Here is a 21,544-nt window from a genome sequence, read left to right on the forward strand (position 1 = left end):
TTTTTGCGTTCCCGGAACCGTCGCCTACAGTGCTTGGGTGCGCCTCGTCATTGCTCGTTGCCAGGTCGACTATGTCGGTCGACTGACCGCCCACCTCCCGATGGCTCGACGGCTGTTGCTGATCAAGGCCGACGGGTCGGTGCTCGTGCACTCCGACGGCGGCTCGTACAAGCCGCTGAACTGGATGAGCCCGCCGTGCTGGCTGGTGGAGCAGGACGTGCCCGACGCGATGCCCGCCGAGTTGCCTGCCGGTGTGCGGCCCCTACGCGAGGAGCAGACAGCGGAGCCGGTGACGGCCAAGGCGCTGTGGGTGGTGACCAACAAAGCCGGCGAGGAATTGCGGATCACCATCGAGGAGATCGAGCACGATTCCTCGCATGAGCTCGGCGTCGATCCCGGTCTGGTGAAAGACGGTGTCGAAGCGCATCTGCAGGAGCTGCTCGCCGAGCACGTGACGAAGCTCGGGGAGGGGTACACCCTGGTGCGGCGCGAGTACATGACCGCGATCGGCCCGGTGGACCTGCTGTGCCGCGATGCCGACGGCGCCACGGTGGCGGTGGAGATCAAGCGACGCGGTGACATCGACGGTGTCGAGCAGCTCACCCGCTACCTCGAACTGCTCAACCGTGACCCGCTGCTCGCCCCGGTGGCCGGGGTGTTCGCGGCGCAGCAGATCAAGCCGCAGGCGAAGACGCTGGCCGAGTACCGTGGAATTCGCTGCCTCACGCTCGATTACGACGAGCTACGTGGCACGGAGAGCAACGTTTTCCGCCTGTTCTAGGAGGAGTGGGCATGGCGCGACGTAGACCGCGCAGCGGCCGTTCTACGGGGCCGAGGCCGATCGGTGATGTGTACGGCCGCACCGAGGACGGACCGGGCGACGAAACCTATATCGTGCGAACGGTTCCCGGCGCCCGTGCGGTGAAGACCTATCGGTGTCCCGGTTGCGACCACGAGATCGCGGCCGGTGTCGCCCATATCGTCGCCTGGGCCGCCGAGGGTGGCGAGGACGACCGCAGACACTGGCACCAGGGTTGCTGGAACGGCAGACGCACCCGCGGCATCACCCGCCGCTGGTCCTGACTCCACAGCACCGAAAACCGAAGGCCGCCTCGATGATTCGAGGCGGCCTTCGGTTTCCAGGTGAATGTCGTTACGAGTCCGACAGTCGGTTAGTTGACGTCAGCGCTCTCGCGGTCCTCATCGACGATGTCCTCGTCGGCGACCTCCGGGATGGCCTTGTTCTGGCGCGAGCTCGAGACCGACTTGTTGCCGTTGTTGCTGATCGACTTGCGCTCAGGCGTGCCGTCGAGCAGTTCGCTCTCGCGGTTGACGGCGGCGAGCATGGCGGGCACCGAATCGAGCTGACCGCGGATACCGAGCAGCTGGGCGAGCACCCGGCCGCGCAGCACGCGCATCTCCTCGGCCAGTTCCTTCGCGTGCGCGATCTTGCGCTCGGAGGTCTGGGTGGCGGAGCTGATGAGACGGTTCGACTCATCGGTCGCGTCCTTGATCCGCTGGGCGGCCTCGGCGCGACTGGTGGCCTCGAGCTCCTCCATGGCACGAGTCAGCTTGGTGCGCCGATCGTTCATGGTGGCCTCGAAGTCCTGCTGGGTGGCCTTGCGCTTGGCTTCGGCCTCCTTGCCAAGACGTTCGACATCGGCTTGGGCGGCTTCGATGATCTTGGCCGACTCGGTGCGCGCGTTCGCGAGGGTCTGCTCGAACTCGATCTCGAGCGCCTCGCGCTTCTCCTTGGTCTCCGCGAGCAGCGACTCGTACTTGCCACGCATCTCGGTGGCCTGCTGCTCGGCGATCGACACCATCTCTGCGGCCTCGGCCTGCGCGAGCGCGCGGACCTCGGACGCTTCGTCCGAGGCGAGGCGCAGCATGCGCGAGATGCGGTCGGACATGCCTTCGGCGGTGGTCGGCGGCACGGAAAGCCGGTCGACCTCCTTGCGGAGCTCGTCGATCTCGTCACGTGCATCTTCCAGCTGGCTGGCGAGATTGCGGGCCTGCGCGGCGGCAGCATCCCGGTCGGTGGCGGTGACGCGGAGCTCAGCGTCGAAGCGGTCGAAGTAGTTGCGCACCTCGTCTTGCGCATAACCCTTGCGCACAACGGTGAAGGGCAGTGCAACGAAGCGATTGCGATCGGACTCAGGTGACGACATGGCACACAAAATACAGCCTCGAGCGAGCCAATGGAGACTCGACTGCGAATGTGATCCCGCCGAGATAAACCGACCGTACCGCTGTACTAGTGCGTAACATCGGGGTTCGGCTCGACGAGCTCGACCAGCACACCGCCAGCATCCTTCGGATGGATGAAATTGATGCGGGAATCGGCGGTTCCGTGACGTGGGGCTTCGTACAGCAAACGCACGCCGCGCCCGCGCAGGAAGCCCGAAACCGCCTCGATATCGGTGACCCGGTAGGCCAGCTGCTGCAGTCCGGGGCCGCTGCGGTCGATGAATTTGGCGATGGTCGACTCGGGGGTGAGCGGGGCCAGCAACTGCAGGGCGGTCGCACGGTCGGCGGCGGCGGGGCACGACAGCATCGCCTCGACGACGCCCTGGGCCTCGTTCACCTCGCGGTGGGTCTCGACCATGCCGAGATTGTCGGTGTACCACGCCACGGCGATGTCGAGGTCGGGCACCGCGATGCCCACGTGGTCGATGGCGATGACGTAATCGGCTGGGATGAAGTTCTCGTTGGTCACCCCACGAAGCTAACCTGCGTGCCGCCTGCGCGCTGATACCGGTTACCGTGGAGGTCAACTCCTGAACCCGTGCGGCGATGCCGCCTGCGTCCGGCGAGGTTCGACTCAATGAATGCGAGGCTTTCGTGACCACTTCTGTCATCGTGTCCGGTGCGCGTACCCCGGTCGGTCGGCTGCTCGGCGGTTTGAAGGGCTTCAAGGCCTCGGATCTGGCCGGGGTGGCGATCAAGGCCGCGCTCGAGAAGGGCGGCGTCGCGCCCGAACAGGTCGAGTACGTGATCCTGGGTCAGGTGCTGCAGGCAGGCGGTGGGCAGCTGCCCGCGCGTCAGGCCGCCATCGCCGCGGGCATTCCGATGGACGTGCCGTCGGTCCTGATCAACAAGGTCTGCCTGTCGGGCATCAACGCGATCGCCCTGGCCGATCAGCTGATTCGCGCCGGCGAGCACGAGATCGTGGTCGCCGGTGGCATGGAATCGATGAGCCAGACCCCGCACCTGCTGCCCAAGAGCCGCGAGGGTTTCAAGTACGGCGACACCACCCTCGTCGACCACATGGCCTACGACGGCCTGCACGACGTGATCACCGACCAGGCCATGGGCCTGCTCACCGAGGATCGCAACGACCTGGACAAGGTGAGCCGCGAGGAGCAGGACGCGCTGGCCGCGGCCTCGCACCAGCGCGCCGCCGCCGCGTGGAAGAACGGGCTATTCGACGACGAGGTCGTGCCGGTCGCCGTGCCGCAGCGCAAGGGTGACCCGGTGTACGTGACCGAGGACGAGGGCATTCGCGCCGATACCACCGTCGAGTCGCTGGGCAAGCTGCGGCCGGCGTTCCGCAAGGACGGCACCGTCACCGCGGGCACCGCCTCGCAGATCTCCGACGGCGCGGCCGCGGTGATCGTGATGAGCAAGGCCAAGGCCGAAGAGCTGGGTCTGGAGTGGATCGCCGAGATCGGTGCCTCGGGTCAGGTCGCCGGGCCGGATTCGACCCTGCAGGATCAGCCTGCCAACGCCATCCTCGCCGCGTGCGCGAAGGAGGGCATCACGCCCGCCGATCTGGACCTGATCGAGATCAACGAGGCGTTCGCGGCTGTGGGTGTGTCTTCCACTCGCAAGCTCGGCTACGACCCGGAGAAGGTCAATGTCAACGGTGGCGCGATCGCCATCGGGCACCCGCTCGGCATGTCCGGCGCGCGCATCCTGCTGCACCTGGCGCTGGAGCTGAAGCGTCGCGGTGGTGGGGTGGGTGCTGCCGCGCTGTGTGGCGGTGGCGGTCAGGGTGACGCGCTGATCATTCGGGTTCCGTAGTTCGGTTCTGATCTGGGGTCTAGTAGTCCCAGGCAGGTTTGACGCTGTGTTTATTGGAGCGCTGGCGCGCTCGAGTCGCGGCCCCAAGGGGCCGCCGGTTAGCCACCGGGGCTTGCTCCTTCGTCGCCTACGCCCCGGCGGCTAACCGGCGACCCGGCCGCGACCGGCCACTGCGTGGCCGCCGCTCCCTAGGTGTGTTGACCTGAGAGGTTAGGGACGCGGCTAGCTGGCGGACGTCCTCCGAGTGCGGTGTGGGCTCGGTGGTGATTGTAGGTATGGAGCCACTCGGTGAACGCGGCTCGGCGTTCGGTCTCTGACCGGTAAGCGCGGGCATAGGCCCATTCATCGACAAGGGTGCGGTTGAACCGTTCGACCTTGCCGTTGGTTTGTGGCCGGTAAGGGCGGGTCCGTTTATGGGTGATCGAGGCCGCGGTCATCGTCTGGGCCCAGAGCCGGGACCGGTAGCAGGGACCGTTGTCGGTCAGGACTCGTTTGACGGTGATCCCGTTGGTGGAGAAGAACTTCTGGGCTCGTTGCCAGAACCCGGCAGCGGTTTCCTTGCGTTCGTTGGGCAGGATCTCGGTGTAGGCGAGGCGGGAATGGTCATCGATGGCGTTGTGGAGGTAGCTGTAGCCCAGATGGCTGTGGCCACGGCTGTCGAGAGTTTTGCCCGCGGTCCGGGTGCGGTTGGTGCGCCCGAGTTTTTGCCCGACCGCGCGGGCCCCGCCGCCGTCGGGGATGTTGCCCAGCTTTTTGATATCGACATGGACCAGGTCGCCGGGGTGATCGTGTTCGTAGCGGCGGATCGGGGTGCCGGTGGTGCGGTCGAGCCAGGCCAGGCGGGCCAGTTTGTAGCGTGTCAACACTCGGTGCACTGTCGAGGGATGCAAACCGAGTAGGTAGGCGATCCGTGCTGGTCCCCACCGGCGTTGGACTCGGATTTTGATGATCCGGCGTTCGGTGCGGGTCGGAGTTTTGGTTGGGCTGTGGTGGGGGCGCGACGACAAATCTGACATGGCGGCGGCACCGTGGTGGCGGTAGCGGTTGGCCCAGCGGGCGGCGGTGGTGGGTGAGACTTGGAATCGTTCGGCTGCCCGTCGTAGTGGCCAGCCGTCGTCGATGACACAGCGGGCTAGTCGTAGACGGCCGAGTTCGGTCAGGGGTGCATTACGGTGTGTCATTGAAGACCTCCGTTGAGAGACGCGTTCCTTAGACAGCTCGCATCTCACTCGGAGGTCTTCGCCATGTCAGCTCGCCACGCCGTTACCAACCTGCATGGTCAACACACCTAGGGGTCGCGGGTGGGGGTTGGGAGTGCGGTCATGGCGGCTTCGGGGTCCACTACGCGGTGTCGTAATCGGTCCGGCACAATGGGGGCATGGGTTTCTTCGATTTGCGGTCTACGGCCAGTCGGTTTCGGTTCTTCGCGGTGCTCGAGGCGCTGTCCTGGATCGGTCTGCTGACCGGTATGGCGTTCAAGTACCTGCCCGCGGAGGGCAACGAGATCGGCGTGAAGATCTTCGGGCCGGTGCACGGGGCGATCTTCGTGCTGTTCGTGATCTCGGCGCTGTTGGCCGCGCGGGAGCTGAAGTGGAACTGGTTGACCACGGTGCTGGCGCTGGCGTCGAGCATTCCGCCGCTGTTCACCGTGATCTTCGAGGTCTGGGCGGTGCGCACCGGTCAGCTCGGCGAGCTGAGCGCGGACGCGAGCAAGGGCTCCGCGGCTGCCGCCCCGACGGCTTCGTGACAAACTGGAAAGCGTGACTCGACCCGCTGCCCGCCGTCCTTCGCCCGTCGCCGCTGCCGCCATGTCCGGTGCGGTGGATCTGTCCGCGCTGAAGCAGCCGCCCGCCGCACCCGGCGGCGCCGCTGCTCCGGCCGCGGGGAACCACACGGTCACCGAGGCGGACTTCGAAGCCAAGGTGATCCGGCGCTCGACACAGGTGCCCGTGGTGGTCGCGCTGTTCTCGCAGCGCAGCGCGGGCAGCGTCGAGCTGGTTCGCACGCTGGAACGGTTCAACGCCGAAGACGGCGGTTCCTGGGACCTGGCCGTGATCGAGGCCGAAGCCAATATGAACATCGTCCAGGCGCTGCGCGTGCAGGGCATCCCGACGGTGATCGCGGTGGCGGGCGGGCAGCCGCTGGCCGACTTCGAGGGCGCCCAGCCCGACCCGCAGGTGCGCCAGTGGCTCGACGCGGTCATGGACGCGACCGCGGGCAAGCTCGAGGGTGACCCCGGTGCCGCCCCCGCCGAACCCGAGGTCGAGGACCCGCGCTTCGTCGACGCCGAGGACAAGCTGTCCGAAGGTGACTTCGCCGGCGCCGAAGCGGCCTACGAGGCGATCATCGCCGAGGAGCCCGGCAACGAGGAGGCCAAGGCGGCGCTGCGCCAGCTGCGCTTCCTGACCAGGGCCCAGCAGCTCGACCCGGCGGTGGTCGCCACCGCCGACGCCGACCCGGCGAATCTGGACGCCGCGCTCGACGCCGCCGACATCGAAATGTTCGAACAGCGCCCCGAGGCCGCTTTCGAGCGGATCATCGCCGTCATCAAGCGCACCGCGGGCGACGACCGCACCAAGGCCCGCACCCGCCTGCTCGAACTGTTCGAGCTGTTCGACCCCGCCGAGCCCTTCGTGATCGCCGCCCGGCGCAAGCTCGCCGCCGCCCTGTACTGAAACCGCTTCGTGGCCGTCCCGGCTGAACTGCCGGGGCGGCCTCCGCGTATTTCCTGATAGACCCGCGGCGCCCGTCGCGAGCTGATTCGAGGAGTACGTCATGACTTCACTCGACCACTCGGCGGCGGTGGACCGGGCCGACGTGGAAGCCTTCGCTGGGAAGATGATCGGGGTGCTCGATCAGGCGAGTACCGCGCTGATGCTCAGCATGGGCCACCAGGTCGGCCTGTTCGACACGATGGTCGCCCACCCCGGCGCGACCAGTGCAGAGCTCGCCGAAGCGGCCGGGCTGGACGAGCGGTACGTGCGCGAATGGCTCGGCGCCGTCACCACCGCCGCCATCGTGGACTACGACCCGGCCACCGCGACCTACACCCTGCCGCCCGCGCACGCGGCGAGCCTGACCAGAGCCGCCGGACCGGACAACCTGGCCCGCGTCATGCAGTTCATCGCCCAGCTCGGCGAGGTGGAGCCGAAGATCGTCGAACGGTTCCGCGTGGGTGGCGGCCTGTCGTACCAGGACTACGGACGGTTCCACGCGCTGATGGCGGAGGAGAGCGCGGAGGTGTTCGACGCCGCGTTGGTCGAGGTGATCCTGCCGATGGCGCCCGGCCTGCCCGAGCGACTGCGGACCGGCATCGACGTAGCCGATATCGCCTGCGGCAGTGGACATGCCGTGAACCTGATGGCGCGGGCCTATCCGGCGAGCAGGTTCACCGGATACGACTTCTCCGCGGACGCGGTCGAGGTGGGCGTGGCCGAAGCGGCCGCCATGGGACTGACCAATGTCGAGTTCGCCGTGCGTGATGTCGCGGACCTGCATGTGCCCGAATCCTGTGATCTGATCACCGTTTTCGATGCCATCCACGATCAGGCGCACCCCGCGCTCGTACTCGGCAATATCGCGGAAGCCCTCCGCCCCGGCGGAGTCTTCCTGATGGTGGACATCCACGCCTCGAGCATGCTCGAGGAGAATCTCGACCTACCGCTCGGCCCGTTCCTCTACACCGTGTCGACGATGCACTGCATGTCGGTCTCGCTCGGGCAGGGTGGCGACGGGCTCGGCACGGTCTGGGGCGAGCAGCGCGCGCTGTCGATGCTGGCCGATGCCGGTTTCACCGAGGTGCTGACCCGCCATGTGGACGGCGACCCGCTCAACACCTATTACATCGCGCACAAGAGCTAGGCCGGTGAGCTGAGCCAGAGGGCACTGTTCGGCGCCAGCGTGACTGTCGCCGAACAGGGTTGACCGTGCCACGGGGTGTCGCCGGCGGTGACGGCGCCGAGGTTGCCGATGCCGGAGCCCGCGTACTCGGCGGCATCGGTGTTGAGGATCTCCTGCCAGGAACCGATGCGGGGTAATCCGATTCGGTAGTTCTCGCGGGTGGAGCCGGAGAAGTTGAAGACGGCGGCCACCGCGCTGCCGTCGGTGCCCCAGCGGAGGAAGGCGAAGACGTTGGCCGCGCTGTCGTCGGCTTCGATCCAGGAGTGCCCGCCCGGGGTGGCATCTTGGGTCCACAGCGCGGGGTGGGCGGCGTAGGTACGGTTCAGGTCGGCGACCATCGTTGAAATGCCCTGGTGGAGTGGGTTTTCCAGTTCCTGCCAGTCGAGGCCGCGGTCGTTGTCCCATTCGCGGAACTGGCCGAATTCCTGGCCCATGAACAGCAGTTGCTTGCCGGGGTGGGACCACATGTAGGCGAGCAGGGCGCGCACGCCGCTCGCCTTGGCGAAGTCGTCGCCGGGCATGCGCGTCCACAGGGTGCCTTTGCCGTGCACGACCTCGTCGTGGCTGACCGGCAGCACATAGTTCTCGCTCCACGCGTAGACCAGCGAGAACGTCATCTCGTTGTGATGCCAGGAGCGGTGGATCGGGTCGCGGCCCAGGTAGCCGAGGGTGTCGTGCATCCAGCCCATGTTCCACTTCATGGTGAAACCGAGACCGCCGACATCGGTGCCGCGGGTGACGCCGGGCCAGGTGGTCGACTCCTCGGCGATGGTGACCACGCCGGGGTGGGCGCTGTGCACGGTGTCGTTGAGTTCCTGCAGGAATTCGACCGCTTCCAGATTCTCCCGGCCGCCATAGATATTCGGCTCCCAACCGCCCTCGGGGCGGGAGTAGTCCAGGTACAGCATCGAGGCGACGGCGTCGACACGCAGGCCGTCGATGTGGAATTCGGAGATCCAGAAGGCGGCGTTGGCGACCAGGAAGTTGCGGACCTCGTTGCGCCCGAAGTCGAAAATATAAGTGCCCCAGTCGAGTTGCTCGCCGCGGCGGGGGTCAGGGTGTTCATACAGCGGGGTGCCGTCGAAACGGGCCAGTGCCCATTCGTCGCGGGGGAAGTGCGCGGGGACCCAGTCGAGTAGCACGCCGATACCCGCGTTGTGCAGGTGGTCGACGAAGTAGCGGAAGTCGTCCGGGCTGCCGAATCGCGAGGTCGGGGCGTAGTACGAGGTGACCTGGTAGCCCCATGACCCGCCGAACGGGTGCTCGGCGACGGGCAGCAGTTCGACGTGGGTGAATCCGGTGGACTGGATGTAATCGGCCAGCTGATGGGCCAATTCGCGATAGTCGAGGCCGGGGCGCCAGGAACCGAGGTGGATCTCGTAGGCGCTCATCGGAGAGCGAACCGCGTCGGTTTTCGCGCGGCGGTCGAGCCAGTCGCTGTCGGTCCACACGTGGTCGGCGCGGGTCACCACCGAGGCGGTCGCGGGCGGTACCTCGGTCGAAAAGGCAAGGGGGTCGGCATGATCCATGACCCGGCCGTCGGCGCCGTGGATCCGGTACTTGTAGCGCGTGCCAGGCCCGACGCCCGGCACGAACACCTCCCACACTCCGGAGCTGCCCAGTGCGCGCATCGGGGCGGAGGTGCCGCTCCAGTGGTCGAAATCGCCGAAGACGGTGACGCCGCGGGCATTCGGCGCCCATACCGCGAAGGAGGTACCGTCGACCTCGCCGTCGAGGGTGGTGTAGTGGCGGGGGTGGGCGCCGAGTACCTCCCAGAGGCGGGTGTGGCGGCCCTCGCCGATGAGGTGCAGGTCGAATTCGCCGACAGTGGGCAGGAAGCGGTAGCCGTCGGCGGAGAGCACGGTCTGGCCGCCGGGGTATTCGCTGCGGACACGGTAGTCGTCGATCCGCGGATATGGCAGGACCGCGTCGAAAATGCCGTGGCCCAATGACTTCAGCCGATGTTCGGCCTCGCCGACGAGCACGGTGACGGTGTCGGCGTGTGGGCGCAAGACCCGGACCGCGGTGCCGTCGGCATGGGCGTGCGCGCCGAGGACGGTGTGCGGGTCGGGGTGGGTGCCCGCGGCGAGCAGCAGGAGATCGCGGCGCTTCATCGCAGGGTCTCGCGGTAGGCCAGCGGTGCGCGCGCGGCGGCCGGGACGGCAGGCAGCGCCAGGATGTGCGCGACCGCCCGCGCGGGGTCGAGGCGCACGAAATTGCGCTGGCCCCAGTGGTATTCCTCGCCGCTGACCTCGTCGAAGACCACCGGGTGGTCGTGCCATTCTCGGCCGATCGCGGGGAGATCGAGCGAAATATGGCCCTGCTCAGCGGTGTACGGGTTCAGGTTGACGATGATCAGGACGGCGTCGCCGGTGTCCGGGTCGATCTTGGAGTAGGCGATCAGCGCGTCGTTGTCGACGTGGTGGAAGTGGATGCAGCGCAACTGTTGCAGCGCGGGGTGATTGCGGCGGATCTCGTTGAGGCGGGTGAGCCACGGTTCCAGCGATTCACCGCGTTCCAGGGCGCCGGCGAAATCGCGGGGACGTAGTTCGTACTTCTCCGAATCGAGGTATTCCTCGCTGCCCTCGCGGACCGCCTCGTGTTCGAACAGTTCGAAACCGGAGTAGACACCCCAGGTGGGCGCGAGGGTGGCGGCGAGGGCGGCGCGGATGGCGAACATGCCGGGACCGCCGTGCTGCAGACTTTCGTGCAGGATGTCCGGTGTGTTCACGAACAGATTCGGCCTGGCCTCGTCGGCCTTGGCGGCGATCTCGTGGCCGAACTCGGTGAGTTCCCACTTGTGTACGCGCCAGGTGAAATACGTGTACGACTGGCTGAAGCCGCGGCGCGCCAGGCCGTAGAGCCGGGCGGGGCGGGTGAACGCTTCGGACAGGAAGATCACGTCGGGGTCGGTGCGGCGCAGCTCGGTGATCAGCCACTCCCAGAAGTCGGCGGGCTTGGTGTGTGGATTGTCGACGCGGAAGATGGTGACGCCCAAGGAGATCCAGTGCCGTACCACGCGCAGGATCTCGGCGTAGAGACCGTCGGGGTCGTTGTCGAAGTTGACCGGGTAGATGTCCTGGTACTTCTTCGGTGGGTTCTCGGCGTAGGCGATTGTGCCGTCGGGCAGGGTGGTGAACCATTCCGGGTGGGCGGCGACCCACGGGTGGTCGGGGGCGCATTGCAGGGCCAGGTCGATGGCGACATCGAGGCCGAGAGCCGTTGCCTCGGTCACGAATTCGGTGAAGTCCCGCTCGGTGCCCAGCAGCGGGTTCACGGCATCGTGTCCGCCGTCTGCCGAGCCGATGGCCCAGGGGGAGCCCACGTCGCCGGGCTCGGTGGTGAGAGTGTTGTTGCGGCCCTTGCGGTTTACCGCGCCGACCGGATGGATCGGCGGGAGGTAGACGACGTCGAACCCCATGCCCGCGATGCGGGGGAGTTCCCTGGCCGCCGTGGCGAAGGTGCCGTGGATCGGGTTGCCGTCGGCGTCGCGGCCGCCGGTGGAGCGCGGGAAGAACTCGTACCAGGAGCCGACCAGGGCACGGCGACGTTCGACCAGGACCGAGAACTGGGTGCCGCGGGTGACCATCTCGCGCAACGGAGTGGCACGCAGGATCTCGGCGACCTCCGCGGAGAACGCGGGGGCTACCCGGGCCGGTAGCTGTTCGTCGCCGCGCAAGGCGGTGGCGGCGGCGCGGAGGCGTTCGAACTGTTTCTTCGGGACGGCCTGGGCGGCGCGTTCGAACAGGATGGCGCCGGTCTCGAGGTCGTTGGCGAGGTCGGCGGCGGATTGGCCGACCGACAGCTTCGCCTCGACCGCGCTGCGCCAGGTGGCGAGCGGGTCGCTCCAGCCTTCGATGCGGTAGGTCCACACGCCGGGGAGGTGCGGGGTGAAGACGGCGTTGAAGACGTCGGGCTGGTAGTCCGGCGACATCCGGATGCGGGTGATCCGGGAGGAGCCGGGCGCTCGGACCGCCAGGGTCGCAGCTACCGCGTCGTGGCCCTCGCGCCAGACGACGGCGCGGACGGGGAACACCTCGCCGACTGCGGCTTTGGCCGGGCGGCCGCCGGGGATGGACGGGGCGATGTCATCGATGGCTATCCGGCCGGTCACTCGGCTAACTTACTGCATTTTCGCTGGGTGGGGAGCTTCGGCGGCTGGGGGTGGACGGGGTGTTCAGCGGGTATCCGCGGCCAGGCCGAGGCCGAGGGCTACCAGGATGGCGGCGAGGGTTCGTTCCATCCGCTGACGGATTGTCGCGCGGCGCAGCCATGCGCCCGCCCGGTCCGCCGCCAGGACCACACCGACGCACCAGGCGCCGTCGACGATGACCTGGATGGTGGCGAGGATGAGCAGGGTGGGCAGGACGGAGCCTTCGTCCGGGAGGAACTGCGGCAGGATCGTCATGCCGAAGACGGCGGCCTTCGGGTTGGCGGCGATCGAGATCAGTGAGGCGCGGAAGGCGGCCGCTGGGGTGTTGCCGCCGGGGAGTTTCGCGGTGAGGGCGGCGCCGAAGTCGTCGTGATGGCCGCGGGCGTGGCGCCAGGACTGCACACCCAGCCAGATCAGGACGGCGGCGCCGACGATGTGCATGGTGGTGTTGAGCCAGCGGTTGGCAGCCAGCAGGATCGACAGCCCGGTGCCGCCCGCGAGCGTCCAGCCGAGAATGCCGATCTCGTTGCCGACCACGGCGGCCAGACCGGCGGTTCGCCCGTCGCGTACCGATCGCTGCAGAAACAGCGCCGTGGCTGGTCCAGGAAGCGCGGCCAAGATGATGGCGGCGACCAAGAATTCGGGGAGGACATCGACCCAGTGCGGCATCGGTGCATGGTGGCACGGAGTGCCGGGCTGTGGCGAACGGTTTCGTGGGTCAGGTGGTACGCAGGCCCGCGAGGAGTCGGTCGAGAGCGGCGATGGTGTCGGTCAGCGCGTCGGGGTCGGTGGTGGTTGCCAGCCACAGGGCGGCTTCGTTCATCGCGCCGGACAGCAGCTGGGTCAGTGGGGCGACCGGCTGTGGAGGGAGAACACCGGCGTCGACGAGGGATCGCAGTGCCTCGTGGAGGTGGCGGGCCGAATTGGCCTCGTCCATGGCACGCCATTCGTGCCAGCCGAGGACGGCGGGACCGTCGATCAGCAGGATCCGCTGGACGAGGGGATCGGCGCAGGCGCGCAGGAACGCGGCGCAGCCGGCGGTGAGCTGCGTCCAGGGGTCGGGCTCGGCGTCCGCGGCGGCGGCCACCTGCGCGCCGACCTCCTCCTGTAGCTCAGTGAGTACCGCGCGGAACAGGTCGGCCTTGCTGTCGAAGTGGTGGTAGAGCGCGCCCTTGGTGACTCCGGCCGCCGTCACGATCTCCGACAAGCCAACGGCGGCATAGCCTTTCGCGGCGAACAGCGCCCTGGTCTCGTGCAGCAGGATGCGCCGCGTCTGTTCGCGTTGCCGCGTCCGTGCCGTCGACGTCATCGACCGTCCTCCCATTGACCTACCGGTGGTATGTGAACTATCGTACGATACATACCAACGGTATGTGAAAGGTGAACTCATGAAACTCAGCAGCTACTACCCCGTGCTCGCCACCAGCCGGATCGCGGACTCGCGCGACTTCTACACGACCTGGTTCGGCTTCGAGATCGTCTTCGAGGCGGACTGGTACGTCAGCCTGCGGCGGCCCGGCGCTGCCGGCGAACCGTCCTACGAACTGGCACTGCTCGACCCCACCCACCCCACGATCCCGGCCGGCTTCGGCAAACCGGTCCAGGGCCTGCTGCTCAACTTCGAGGTCGACGACGTCGACGCCGAGTGGGACCGGCTCGTGCGAACCGGCGGCCTGCGCCCCGAACTCGAGCTGCGCACCGAAGACTTCGGCCAACGTCACTTCATCGTCGCCGATCCCGTCGGTGTCCTGATCGACGTGATCACCGAGATCCCGCCGAGTCCCGAGTTCGCCGCCCAGTTCACCTAGACCCCCCGCGCTCGCGCGATCGTTTATTCTTCCGGGGTGAAGGCACTCCGTCGGTTCACTGTCCGTGCTCATCTGCCGGAGCGGCTTGCCGCGCTGGGTGAGTTGTCCACCAACCTGCGGTGGTCGTGGCACGGCCCGACGCAGGATCTGTTCGCCGAGCTCGATCCGGAGCTGTGGCGGACCGTCGGGCAGGACCCGGTGCGGATGCTGGGGGAGGTGCCCGCCGAGCGGCTCGATGAGCTCGCCGCCGATCCCGGGTATATCGCGCGGGTCGACGCGGCCGCCGCGGGCCTGCGGGACTACCTGACTCGGCCGCGCTGGTTCCAGGAGCAGACCGGGACCGATGTCGCGGGGATCGCGTACTTCTCGATGGAGTTCGGTGTCACCGAGGTGCTGCCGAACTACTCCGGCGGGCTCGGGATTCTCGCAGGCGATCACCTCAAGGCGGCCTCGGATCTCGGACTGCCGCTGATCGGCGTCGGGTTGCTGTACCGCTCGGGGTATTTCCGGCAGTCGCTGTCGGCCGACGGCTGGCAGATGGAGCACTACCCGGCGCTCGACCCGCAGGGTCTGCCGCTGCGGCTGCTCACCAGTGACGGTTCGCCGGTGCTCATCCACGTCGGTATGCCCGAAGGCCGGGTGTTGCGGGCCAGGGTATGGATCGCGCAGGTGGGCCGAATCCCATTGCTGCTGCTCGATTCCGATATCGCCGACAACGATCCCGAGCTGCGCGCCGTCACCGACCGGCTCTACGGCGGCGATCAGGATCACCGGATCAAACAGGAGATCCTCGCGGGGATCGGCGGTGTTCGCGCGGTGCGCGCCTACACCCGCGCCACCGGGCTCCCTGATCCCGATGTCTTTCACATGAACGAGGGCCACGCGGGTTTCCTCGGGGTCGAGCGCATGCGTGAATTCATCGCGGGCGGACTGGATTTCGAGACCGCGCTCGCCGCGGTGCGGGCGGGCACCGTCTTCACCACACACACCCCCGTCCCCGCGGGCATCGACCGTTTCCCGATGCCGTTGGTGCGCAGGTACTTCGGTGGCTCGCACGGCGAGTCCGAATCCGCCTTGCTGCCAGGGCTTTCCGTCGACCGGATCCTTTCGTTCGGCCGCGAGGGCGATCCCTCGGTGTTCAATATGGCGCACATGGGTCTGCGAATGGCCCAGCGCGCCAACGGCGTATCGAAACTGCACGGTGAGGTCAGCCGGGAGATGTTCGCGGCGCTGTGGCCGGGATTCGACGCGGCCGAGGTGCCGATCGGCTCGGTCACCAATGGCGTGCACGCCCCGACCTGGGCCGCGCGCGAATGGATCGACAAGGCACGCGAACTCGTCGGCCCGGAACTGGTCGAGGAGGCGCGGGGCTGGGAGAAGCTCAGCGATGTCGACCTCGGACAGCTGTGGTCGACGCGAAACACGTTGCGCGGCGTGCTGATCGACGAAGTGCGGCGCAGGCTGCGCGATTCCTGGCGACAGCGCGGCGCCGCCGACGCCGAACTCGGCTGGATCGACGACGTCTTCGATCCGAACGTGCTCACCATCGGTTTCGCCCGCCGCGTTCCCACCTACAAGCGGCTCACCCTCATGCTGCGCGACCCCGAACGCCTGCGCGCGCTGCTGCTCGACCCCGAACGTCCGGTGCAGCTGGTGGTGGCGGGCAAGAGCCACCCCGCCGACGACGGCGGCAAGGCACTCATCCAGCAGGTGGTGCGGTTCGCCGACGATCCGCAGGTGCGTCATCGCATCGTCTTCCTGCCCGACTACGACATGTCGATGGCCCGCTACCTGTACTGGGGTTGTGATGTGTGGCTGAACAATCCGCTGCGCCCGCTCGAGGCGTGCGGTACCTCGGGGATGAAGTCCGCGCTCAACGGCGGCCTCAACCTGTCCATCCGCGACGGCTGGTGGGACGAGATGTTCGACGGCGAGAACGGCTGGGCCATCCCCACCGCCGACGGCATCCGCGACGAATCCCGCCGCGACGACCTCGAGGCCTCGGCGCTCTACGAACTCGTCGAACGCACTGTCGCGCCGCGCTTCTACGACCGCGACGCCAACGATGTGCCGGTCCGCTGGACCGAGATGGTGCGCCACACCCTGCAAACCACCAGCCCGAAGGTCCTGGCCTCGCGGATGGTGCGCGACTACGCCGAGCAGTACTACGGCCCCGCGGCCGCCGCGTTCGGCCGCGCCGCCGCCGACAAATTCGCGGCCGCCGCGCAGGTCGCGGAGTACCGCAGGCGCGTCGACGCCGCGTGGCCGTCGGTGCGGATCGCGCAGGTGGACAGCTCCGGCCTGCCCGACACCCCGGTGATCGGCGCGGAACTGTCGCTGCACGCGCGCATCGACCTCGGCGGGCTCGCGCCCTCTGACGTGGTGGTGCAGGCGGTACTCGGCCGGGTCTCGCCGACCGACGACCTGTCCGACACCACCACGATGGCAATGCGACACACCGGCACCGACGACGGCAGCGAGCTGTACTCGATCCAGGCGCCGGTGCCGTTGTCCGGCGCGGTCGGCTACACGGTCCGGGTGCTCCCGCACAACGAGCTGCTCGCCTCGGACGCCGAACTGGGCTTGGTGGCGGTCGCGGGCGGGTAACCGTGCCTGGTGACACGGGTGCCGGGTTATTCGATTCAGTGAACATTCCGCTACCGTTCCGGGGCAATCTTTCTTCTTGAATCCCGGACTGGAGAGTCATGGCCAGCGATGTCGCAACCCGCGCCCGAGGGCGCATCGACGGATATTTCGGTATCACGTCGAGTGGGTCCACCTTCAAGCGCGAGGCGATGGCAGGCACGGTCACGTTCCTGGCGATGTCCTATGTGCTCGCGGTGAACCCGTCGATCCTCGGTGACGAGGGCGCCCTCGGCGACAAGGGCATCCCGATGCAGGCGGTGTTCACGGCCACCGCCGTCGCCGCGGTGTTCGGCACGCTCGTCATGGGCATCTGGGCCAAGTACCCGATCGCGCTCGCGCCGGGCATGGGTCTCAACGCGTTCTTCGCCTACACGGTGGTGCTGAGCATGGGCATCCCGTGGCAGGTGGCGCTGTCGGGGACCTTGCTGTCGGGCATCATCTTCTTCATCCTGGCGATCACGAAGGTCCGGGAACGGATTCTCAACGCGATCCCGTTGCAGATGAAGTTCGCGGTGGGCGCTGGTATCGGTCTGTTCGTGGCGTTCCTGGGTTTGAAGAACGCGGGCATTGTCGTCAACAGTGACGCGACGCTGGTCGCCCTCGGCGATTTCACCAAGGGCACCACGCTGCTGGCGCTGTTCGGCCTGGTGCTGACCGTGATCTTCCTGGTGATCGGCTGGCACGGCGCCGTGCTCTACGGCATCGTCGCGACCACGATCCTGGGCATGGTGACCGGTCTGGTCGGCTTGCCGGACGGGATCGCCGAGATGCCGAAGGGGCTGGACCAGACCTTCGGGCAGGCGATCATCCACCTGCCGGACGCGTTCACCGGACAGATGATCGTCGTGGTGCTGACCATGCTGTTCGTCGATTTCTTCGATGCCTCGGGCACACTGATCGGCGTCGCCAACCAGGCCGGTCTGCTGAACAAGGACGGCACGCTGCCCCGCGCGGCCAGTGCGATGGCCGCCGACTCGGTGGGCACGACCGCGGGCGCGATCATCGGTACCTCGACCACCACGGCCTATGTCGAGTCGACGGCGGGTGTGTCGGCGGGTGGCCGAACGGGATTGACGGCGGTGACCACGGCAGGCTGGTTCCTGATCGCGATGTTCTGCTATCCGATCTTCGCGGTGGTCGCGGGATCGGCGGAGATCACCTCGGCCGCGCTGATCGTGGTCGGCATCCTGATGGCGCGTTCGCTGGGGGATATCGACTGGCAGAAGTTCGAGTACTCGGTGCCCGCGTTCATCACCGTCATCATGATGCCGCTGACGTATTCGATCGCCAACGGTCTGGCCATGGGCATGATCTTCTACCCGATCGTGATGGTTGCCAGGGGTCGCATCAAGGAGGTGCACCCGGCCATGTGGGCGCTGATGGTGCTGTTCCTCGCGTACTTCTTCTTCCTGGTCGAGTAGACGTTCCGGCCATAGGTGTGTCTATACTCAGGCTAGCCTAGGCTTGCCTAACTAGAGGAGATCCACCCATGAAGCGTTCGCTTGTTGCCGCGTCGATGGCGTTTGCCACCATCTTCGCGCCGGTCACCGCGGCTGTCGTCGCCACCGCTCCCGCCGCGATCGCCGCCCCGGCCACGCCGTCGGTCGGCGAGCTGTACGGCAAGCTGCAGGCCGCCATGAACGGTTCGGCGTCCGAGCTCGAGTCGGGCAATGCCGGTGGCCTCGCGGTCGTGCGCGACACCGTCAACCGGATCCCCGGCTACAGCTGGGATGTCTCCGGCCCGGTCACCGTGGACGGCGACGTGCTGTCGGCGACGCTGAACAGCCGCCTCGGCGACTACGCCTTCCCGATCCCGGTGACCTGGAAGAACATCGACGGCACCTGGAAGCTGTCGCAGGAATCCGAGCAGACGCTGGTCGGTTACGCCACCATGGCGTGGTGAGCTGACAAGATTTCGAGCAGGGCCGTCCCGATGGGGCGGCCCTTTCGTATTTTCGTGACTGGGATCACAGAATTGCCGGGAACGGCGTGAAATAGTGGCAGTGGACCCAGGGTTGTGACCGAGGAAGGCAATCGGACCGCGGTCCGGTTGCGGGCATGTTTCGAATCGCAGATGAGGACACGATGACCGACACCGCTACCCGCATCACCCCTACCGCCACCACCGCCGACGACACCACCACCGCCGCAGGTATCGGCCTGCTGGTGCTGCGCATCGGCTTCGGTGGCCTGATGGCCGCCTATGGAACCCAGAAACTCTTCGGCTGGTTGAACGGACCCGGCTGGCGCGCGAATGCCGACGGCTTCACCGCCATGGGCTACAACCCCGGCGAAGTCTTCGGCACGCTGGCCGGGCTCGCCGAGCTGGTCGGTGGGCTGCTGCTGGTGTTCGGCCTGTTCACGCCCCTGGCCGCCGCCATCGTGCTCGGGACGATGATCAATGCCATCAACGCGCTGTGGAGCGGTGGGCTCTTCCCCGCCGATCCGTCGGTGATGGGGTTCTCGACGCCGCTGCTGTTCGCGTTGGTCGCCGCCGCGCTGGCGTTCACCGGGCCGGGGCGGTTCTCGCTCGACGCCGGGCGGCCGTGGCAGCGGGAGGGTGTGGTGTGGGGCGGTGGCGCCGTGGTGCTCGCCGTTGTCGCCGCGGTGATCACGCTGATCTTCAAGGCTGTGCTCTGATCTGATCGTTTCCTCGTGCGGGCGGCGCGGTGACCGGGATCCGGTTGCCGCGCCGCCCTTTTCGTTCGGAGCCGCGCTCGTTTCGTCATCGGCCGTATGCCTGTGGTTCCACGGAGTGCGCGCACCTGTCGGTAGCAGCGATTAACCTCGTGGCGGCGCCTGTTGCAGGCGGTGTGCCACGCATTGTCCGCGGATGGAAGAGGAGAGCTGCGATGAAGGCTTACGACCTGGGTTTCGGAGACTCGGCGGACAAACTGGCCGAGACGCCCGACGGTGAACCGCTGGCTCTCGACGCGCCGGTGCGGTCGGGCTGGATCGGCAGCGAGGGCCCGGACATCGACCCCGCGACCTGGCCGCGCGGACCCGTCACCGGCCTGCCGATGATGCACGCGCTCACCCTGCGCCTGCCCACCGATTTCCAGCGCCGTGGGCCCGGATTCCCCGCCATCGCGCTCTTTCAGGGTGAGGGGCAGTTCGCCGGTACCGACGCGGTCGAGGCCGACGCGTCCTCGGACGACCCACTGGCCCGCGACCTGGTGGCCACCCGCCTGCACCCGAAATTGCAGATCATGCACGACGAGATCGGCGGCGCGTTCGCCCTGATCTGGCTCACGGACTCCGAGTTCGCCGGCGGCCCCGTGGCCCCACCCGCCGATGTTCGTCAGCCCGGCTCGCCGACCGCGAGCGACGAAGGCTGCAACGCCTGGGACGACGTCCATCCCACCGTCGGCGTCTGGCTCGCCGAGCGCACCGCCGACCCCAATGTCGGTATCCCGCCGGTCGAATACGAGCCGAACACCAAATACCAGGACCCGCTCACCGAGGATTCCGGCTGGACCACCTGGGCCGAGCCTCTTTTCGGCCGCTCCCACCTCGGCGGTACGGCCTTCCCTGTCCAGGCGCTGCCCGAGGGGCTGACCCCCTATTACCTGGAGATCGAAGAGGTCTCCGGCATGAACTTCGGCGGCGGCAACGCCCAACTCGACTTGGAGTCGGGCGTTTTCGATTGGTCCTGCGGGTAATTCAGTTCATCATCGCCGGGCGGTCGTCGTCGGGGTGCGGGGCGGCGACCTTCCGGCTGTCGGGTGAAAGCTGTTCGGGGGCACGGAGATCGATGATCGGCTCGACCGGCGCGGGCGGTAGCTTGCGCGAACGGACGTGCAGGGCGATGCCTGCCAGAGTGATCAGGTAGATGATCACGTAGATGTTCATCATGACCTGGGGCAGTGGCCACCACGGCGGGAGCAGGAAGGTGCCGACGCTGACCCAGGTGGGGGTGTAGGTGTAGGTCCAGGCGGCGATCGACAGGTAGACGGCGGCCGCGGCGAGCCACCAGGGCGCCCGGGTCTGGGCGCGGTGGATCAAGTAGACGAGCAACGGTACGAACCAGACCCAGTGGTGGCCCCAGGAATACGGGGAGACGGCGCAGGCGGTGAGGCCGCCGAGGGTCACCGAGAGCAAGGGTTCGCCGCGGCGGACCAGGACCGCGGCCAGCCACAGCGCGACCAGCGCGACCGGCACGGCGATCAGCAGCCACAGCCACACCGGCGCGGGACCGTGCGTGAGGTGGGCGATCGCGCCGCGGATGGACTGGTTGGCGGGGTGGACATCCGGGGCGATGCGGCCGGAGTGGAAGAACGTCGACGTCCAGTACTGGTAGGAGTCGCTGGGCAGGATCAGGGCGGTGAGGCCGATCGAAGCGATGAACGTGAGCGCGCCGGTCGCGGCGGCACGCCACTGGCGTTGCGCGAGATACTGGGCGATGAAGTACAGCGGGGTCAGCTTGATGCCCGCGGCGATGCCGACGCCGATGCCGCGCAACTTGCTGTTCTCGGCGCGGGAGAAGTCCCACAGCACCACCAGCATCAGCACCAGATTGATCTGCCCGTAGTAGAGGGTGGTGCGCACCGGTTCAGCGAAGGTGCAGGCCAGCGCGAGCAGTGCGCTGACGGCGGCCAGCTTCGGGGTGGCGCGGTACCCGAGCATCCGAAAGCTCTGCAGCACAACACCGAACAGCACCAGCAGATTGAGCACCAGCCAGGTCGTGGTGACGAAATCCCACGGGACCAGCAGCAACGGCAGGAACACCAGCGCCGAGAACGGGGTGTAGGTGTAGAGCAGGCCGTAGTGCGTCGGCTCGATGTAGAGCGCCCGTTCGTGCAGCACCCGCCAACCGCCGTCGCGGTAGATGTGGACGTCGAGACCACCGACGAGAATGCCGCCGCTGTTCATCCACGGATCCATGGTGGTGAACAGCAGCGTCACGCCTAAGACGGCGGTGACGAGAAGTAGAAGCAGCGTCAGGGTCGTGCGCGGCAGTGCCACGCCTCGCGATCTCTCCGCCACGGTCGTACTACCGGCCGGCCCACATCGT

General features: G+C 67.5%; 20 protein-coding genes. 12 read left to right on the forward strand and 8 right to left on the reverse strand.

All coding sequences use genetic code 11. The features are described from left to right. Positions 1–37 precede the first annotated feature (37 nt). The gene (gene nucS, locus ACWZHB_RS34320) at positions 38–781 is read left to right on the forward strand and encodes an endonuclease NucS (RefSeq protein WP_427905816.1); all 744 of its coding nucleotides are present in this window, start codon (positions 38–40) and stop codon (positions 779–781) included. Between the two features lie 11 nt (positions 782–792). Beyond that, a complete protein-coding gene (locus ACWZHB_RS34325; protein ID WP_427905817.1) occupies positions 793–1,083 on the forward strand; it encodes an ATP/GTP-binding protein in 291 nt (96 codons plus the stop codon). A gap of 89 nt (positions 1,084–1,172) precedes the next feature. Here the strand turns inward: ACWZHB_RS34325 and ACWZHB_RS34330 are convergent, their stop codons facing one another. Both ACWZHB_RS34330 and mce read right to left on the reverse strand, forming a co-directional pair. Beyond that, entirely contained in the window at positions 1,173–2,168 is a 996-nt protein-coding gene (locus ACWZHB_RS34330; RefSeq protein WP_084473310.1) for a coiled-coil domain-containing protein, read from the reverse strand. 86 nt (positions 2,169–2,254) lie between these two features. Beyond that, positions 2,255–2,716 (reverse strand): methylmalonyl-CoA epimerase, encoded by a 462-nt coding sequence (mce, locus tag ACWZHB_RS34335; RefSeq protein ID WP_427905818.1) that lies wholly within the window; start codon positions 2,714–2,716, stop codon positions 2,255–2,257. A gap of 125 nt (positions 2,717–2,841) precedes the next feature. Between mce and ACWZHB_RS34340 the strand changes: the two genes are divergently transcribed. Next, positions 2,842–4,023 carry an acetyl-CoA C-acetyltransferase gene (locus tag ACWZHB_RS34340; protein WP_427905819.1) on the forward strand — a complete coding sequence of 394 codons (1,182 nt, stop codon included), beginning with the start codon at positions 2,842–2,844 and terminating at the stop codon, positions 4,021–4,023. Positions 4,024–4,211: 188 nt separating this feature from the next. Here the strand turns inward: ACWZHB_RS34340 and ACWZHB_RS34345 are convergent, their stop codons facing one another. After that, positions 4,212–5,204, reverse strand: a complete 993-nt coding sequence (locus tag ACWZHB_RS34345) for an IS481 family transposase (protein WP_427905704.1) — start codon at positions 5,202–5,204, stop codon at positions 4,212–4,214. A gap of 197 nt (positions 5,205–5,401) precedes the next feature. Here ACWZHB_RS34345 and ACWZHB_RS34350 point away from each other — a divergent pair, with 197 nt between their 5' ends. The 3 genes from ACWZHB_RS34350 to ACWZHB_RS34360 all read left to right on the forward strand — a co-directional run bounded on the left by ACWZHB_RS34350 (position 5,402) and on the right by ACWZHB_RS34360 (position 7,884). Next, on the forward strand, positions 5,402–5,770 hold the full coding sequence (locus ACWZHB_RS34350; protein ID WP_427905820.1) for a DUF3817 domain-containing protein: 369 nt from the start codon (positions 5,402–5,404) through the stop codon (positions 5,768–5,770). A 61-nt stretch (positions 5,771–5,831) separates the two neighbouring features. Then, positions 5,832–6,698: a tetratricopeptide repeat protein gene (locus ACWZHB_RS34355; RefSeq protein WP_427909386.1), complete on the forward strand. Its 867-nt coding sequence runs from the start codon at positions 5,832–5,834 to the stop codon at positions 6,696–6,698. A gap of 100 nt (positions 6,699–6,798) precedes the next feature. Continuing rightward, positions 6,799–7,884 carry a class I SAM-dependent methyltransferase gene (locus tag ACWZHB_RS34360; protein ID WP_427905821.1) on the forward strand — a complete coding sequence of 362 codons (1,086 nt, stop codon included), beginning with the start codon at positions 6,799–6,801 and terminating at the stop codon, positions 7,882–7,884. On the opposite strand, the gene glgB is transcribed toward ACWZHB_RS34360, so the two are convergent. From glgB to ACWZHB_RS34380, 4 genes are all read right to left on the reverse strand, one after another. Continuing rightward, positions 7,881–10,037 carry a 1,4-alpha-glucan branching protein GlgB gene (gene glgB, locus ACWZHB_RS34365; protein ID WP_427905822.1) on the reverse strand — a complete coding sequence of 719 codons (2,157 nt, stop codon included), beginning with the start codon at positions 10,035–10,037 and terminating at the stop codon, positions 7,881–7,883. The genes ACWZHB_RS34360 and glgB overlap by 4 nt on opposite strands. Beyond that, complete coding sequence (locus ACWZHB_RS34370; RefSeq protein WP_427905823.1) at positions 10,034–12,037, reverse strand: maltotransferase domain-containing protein; 2,004 nt, start codon at positions 12,035–12,037, stop codon at positions 10,034–10,036. The genes glgB and ACWZHB_RS34370 overlap by 4 nt, the downstream gene beginning before the upstream one ends. Positions 12,038–12,100: 63 nt before the next feature. Then, a complete protein-coding gene (locus tag ACWZHB_RS34375; RefSeq protein WP_427905824.1) occupies positions 12,101–12,745 on the reverse strand; it encodes a LysE family translocator in 645 nt (214 codons plus the stop codon). A 49-nt stretch (positions 12,746–12,794) separates the two neighbouring features. Continuing rightward, positions 12,795–13,385, reverse strand: coding sequence for a TetR/AcrR family transcriptional regulator (locus tag ACWZHB_RS34380; protein WP_427905825.1), 591 nt, complete (start codon positions 13,383–13,385; stop codon positions 12,795–12,797). Positions 13,386–13,464: 79 nt separating this feature from the next. Here ACWZHB_RS34380 and ACWZHB_RS34385 point away from each other — a divergent pair, with 79 nt between their 5' ends. The 6 genes from ACWZHB_RS34385 (at position 13,465) to ACWZHB_RS34410 (ending at position 20,192) form a co-directional block, all read left to right on the forward strand. Then, positions 13,465–13,884 carry a VOC family protein gene (locus tag ACWZHB_RS34385; RefSeq protein WP_427905826.1) on the forward strand — a complete coding sequence of 140 codons (420 nt, stop codon included), beginning with the start codon at positions 13,465–13,467 and terminating at the stop codon, positions 13,882–13,884. 36 nt (positions 13,885–13,920) lie between these two features. Beyond that, on the forward strand, positions 13,921–16,491 hold the full coding sequence (gene glgP / locus ACWZHB_RS34390) for an alpha-glucan family phosphorylase (RefSeq protein ID WP_427905827.1): 2,571 nt from the start codon (positions 13,921–13,923) through the stop codon (positions 16,489–16,491). Between the two features lie 98 nt (positions 16,492–16,589). Continuing rightward, positions 16,590–17,951, forward strand: a complete 1,362-nt coding sequence (locus tag ACWZHB_RS34395; RefSeq protein WP_427905828.1) for an NCS2 family permease — start codon at positions 16,590–16,592, stop codon at positions 17,949–17,951. Between the two features lie 68 nt (positions 17,952–18,019). Beyond that, positions 18,020–18,433, forward strand: a complete 414-nt coding sequence (locus ACWZHB_RS34400; RefSeq protein ID WP_427905829.1) for a hypothetical protein — start codon at positions 18,020–18,022, stop codon at positions 18,431–18,433. Positions 18,434–18,615: 182 nt separating this feature from the next. Further along, positions 18,616–19,170 (forward strand): DoxX family protein, encoded by a 555-nt coding sequence (locus ACWZHB_RS34405; protein WP_427905830.1) that lies wholly within the window; start codon positions 18,616–18,618, stop codon positions 19,168–19,170. Between the two features lie 212 nt (positions 19,171–19,382). Further along, the gene (locus ACWZHB_RS34410; RefSeq protein WP_427905831.1) at positions 19,383–20,192 is read left to right on the forward strand and encodes a hypothetical protein; all 810 of its coding nucleotides are present in this window, start codon (positions 19,383–19,385) and stop codon (positions 20,190–20,192) included. A gap of 1 nt (position 20,193) precedes the next feature. Here the strand turns inward: ACWZHB_RS34410 and ACWZHB_RS34415 are convergent, their stop codons facing one another. Next, complete coding sequence (locus ACWZHB_RS34415) at positions 20,194–21,495, reverse strand: glycosyltransferase 87 family protein (protein ID WP_427905832.1); 1,302 nt, start codon at positions 21,493–21,495, stop codon at positions 20,194–20,196. Positions 21,496–21,544: the final 49 nt, after the last annotated feature.

Source organism: Nocardia sp. FBN12, assembly GCF_054031145.1.

Bases quoted from the DNA above. Each gene is read 5' to 3' on its own strand.
- ACWZHB_RS34360 (WP_427905821.1), top strand. From the start codon at position 6,799: ATGACTTCACTCGACCACTCGGCGGCGGTGGACCGGGCCGACGTGGAA.
- ACWZHB_RS34400 (WP_427905829.1), top strand. From the start codon at position 18,020: ATGAAGCGTTCGCTTGTTGCCGCGTCGATGGCGTTTGCCACCATCTTC.
- ACWZHB_RS34330 (WP_084473310.1), bottom strand. From the start codon at position 2,168: ATGTCGTCACCTGAGTCCGATCGCAATCGCTTCGTTGCACTGCCCTTC.
- glgB (WP_427905822.1), bottom strand. From the start codon at position 10,037: ATGAAGCGCCGCGATCTCCTGCTGCTCGCCGCGGGCACCCACCCCGAC.
- ACWZHB_RS34375 (WP_427905824.1), bottom strand. From the start codon at position 12,745: ATGCCGCACTGGGTCGATGTCCTCCCCGAATTCTTGGTCGCCGCCATC.
- ACWZHB_RS34350 (WP_427905820.1), top strand. From the start codon at position 5,402: ATGGGTTTCTTCGATTTGCGGTCTACGGCCAGTCGGTTTCGGTTCTTC.
- ACWZHB_RS34385 (WP_427905826.1), top strand. From the start codon at position 13,465: ATGAAACTCAGCAGCTACTACCCCGTGCTCGCCACCAGCCGGATCGCG.
- ACWZHB_RS34355 (WP_427909386.1), top strand. From the start codon at position 5,832: ATGTCCGGTGCGGTGGATCTGTCCGCGCTGAAGCAGCCGCCCGCCGCA.
- ACWZHB_RS34405 (WP_427905830.1), top strand. From the start codon at position 18,616: ATGACCGACACCGCTACCCGCATCACCCCTACCGCCACCACCGCCGAC.
- ACWZHB_RS34380 (WP_427905825.1), bottom strand. From the start codon at position 13,385: ATGACGTCGACGGCACGGACGCGGCAACGCGAACAGACGCGGCGCATC.
- ACWZHB_RS34325 (WP_427905817.1), top strand. From the start codon at position 793: ATGGCGCGACGTAGACCGCGCAGCGGCCGTTCTACGGGGCCGAGGCCG.
- ACWZHB_RS34345 (WP_427905704.1), bottom strand. From the start codon at position 5,204: ATGACACACCGTAATGCACCCCTGACCGAACTCGGCCGTCTACGACTA.
- ACWZHB_RS34395 (WP_427905828.1), top strand. From the start codon at position 16,590: ATGGCCAGCGATGTCGCAACCCGCGCCCGAGGGCGCATCGACGGATAT.
- ACWZHB_RS34410 (WP_427905831.1), top strand. From the start codon at position 19,383: ATGAAGGCTTACGACCTGGGTTTCGGAGACTCGGCGGACAAACTGGCC.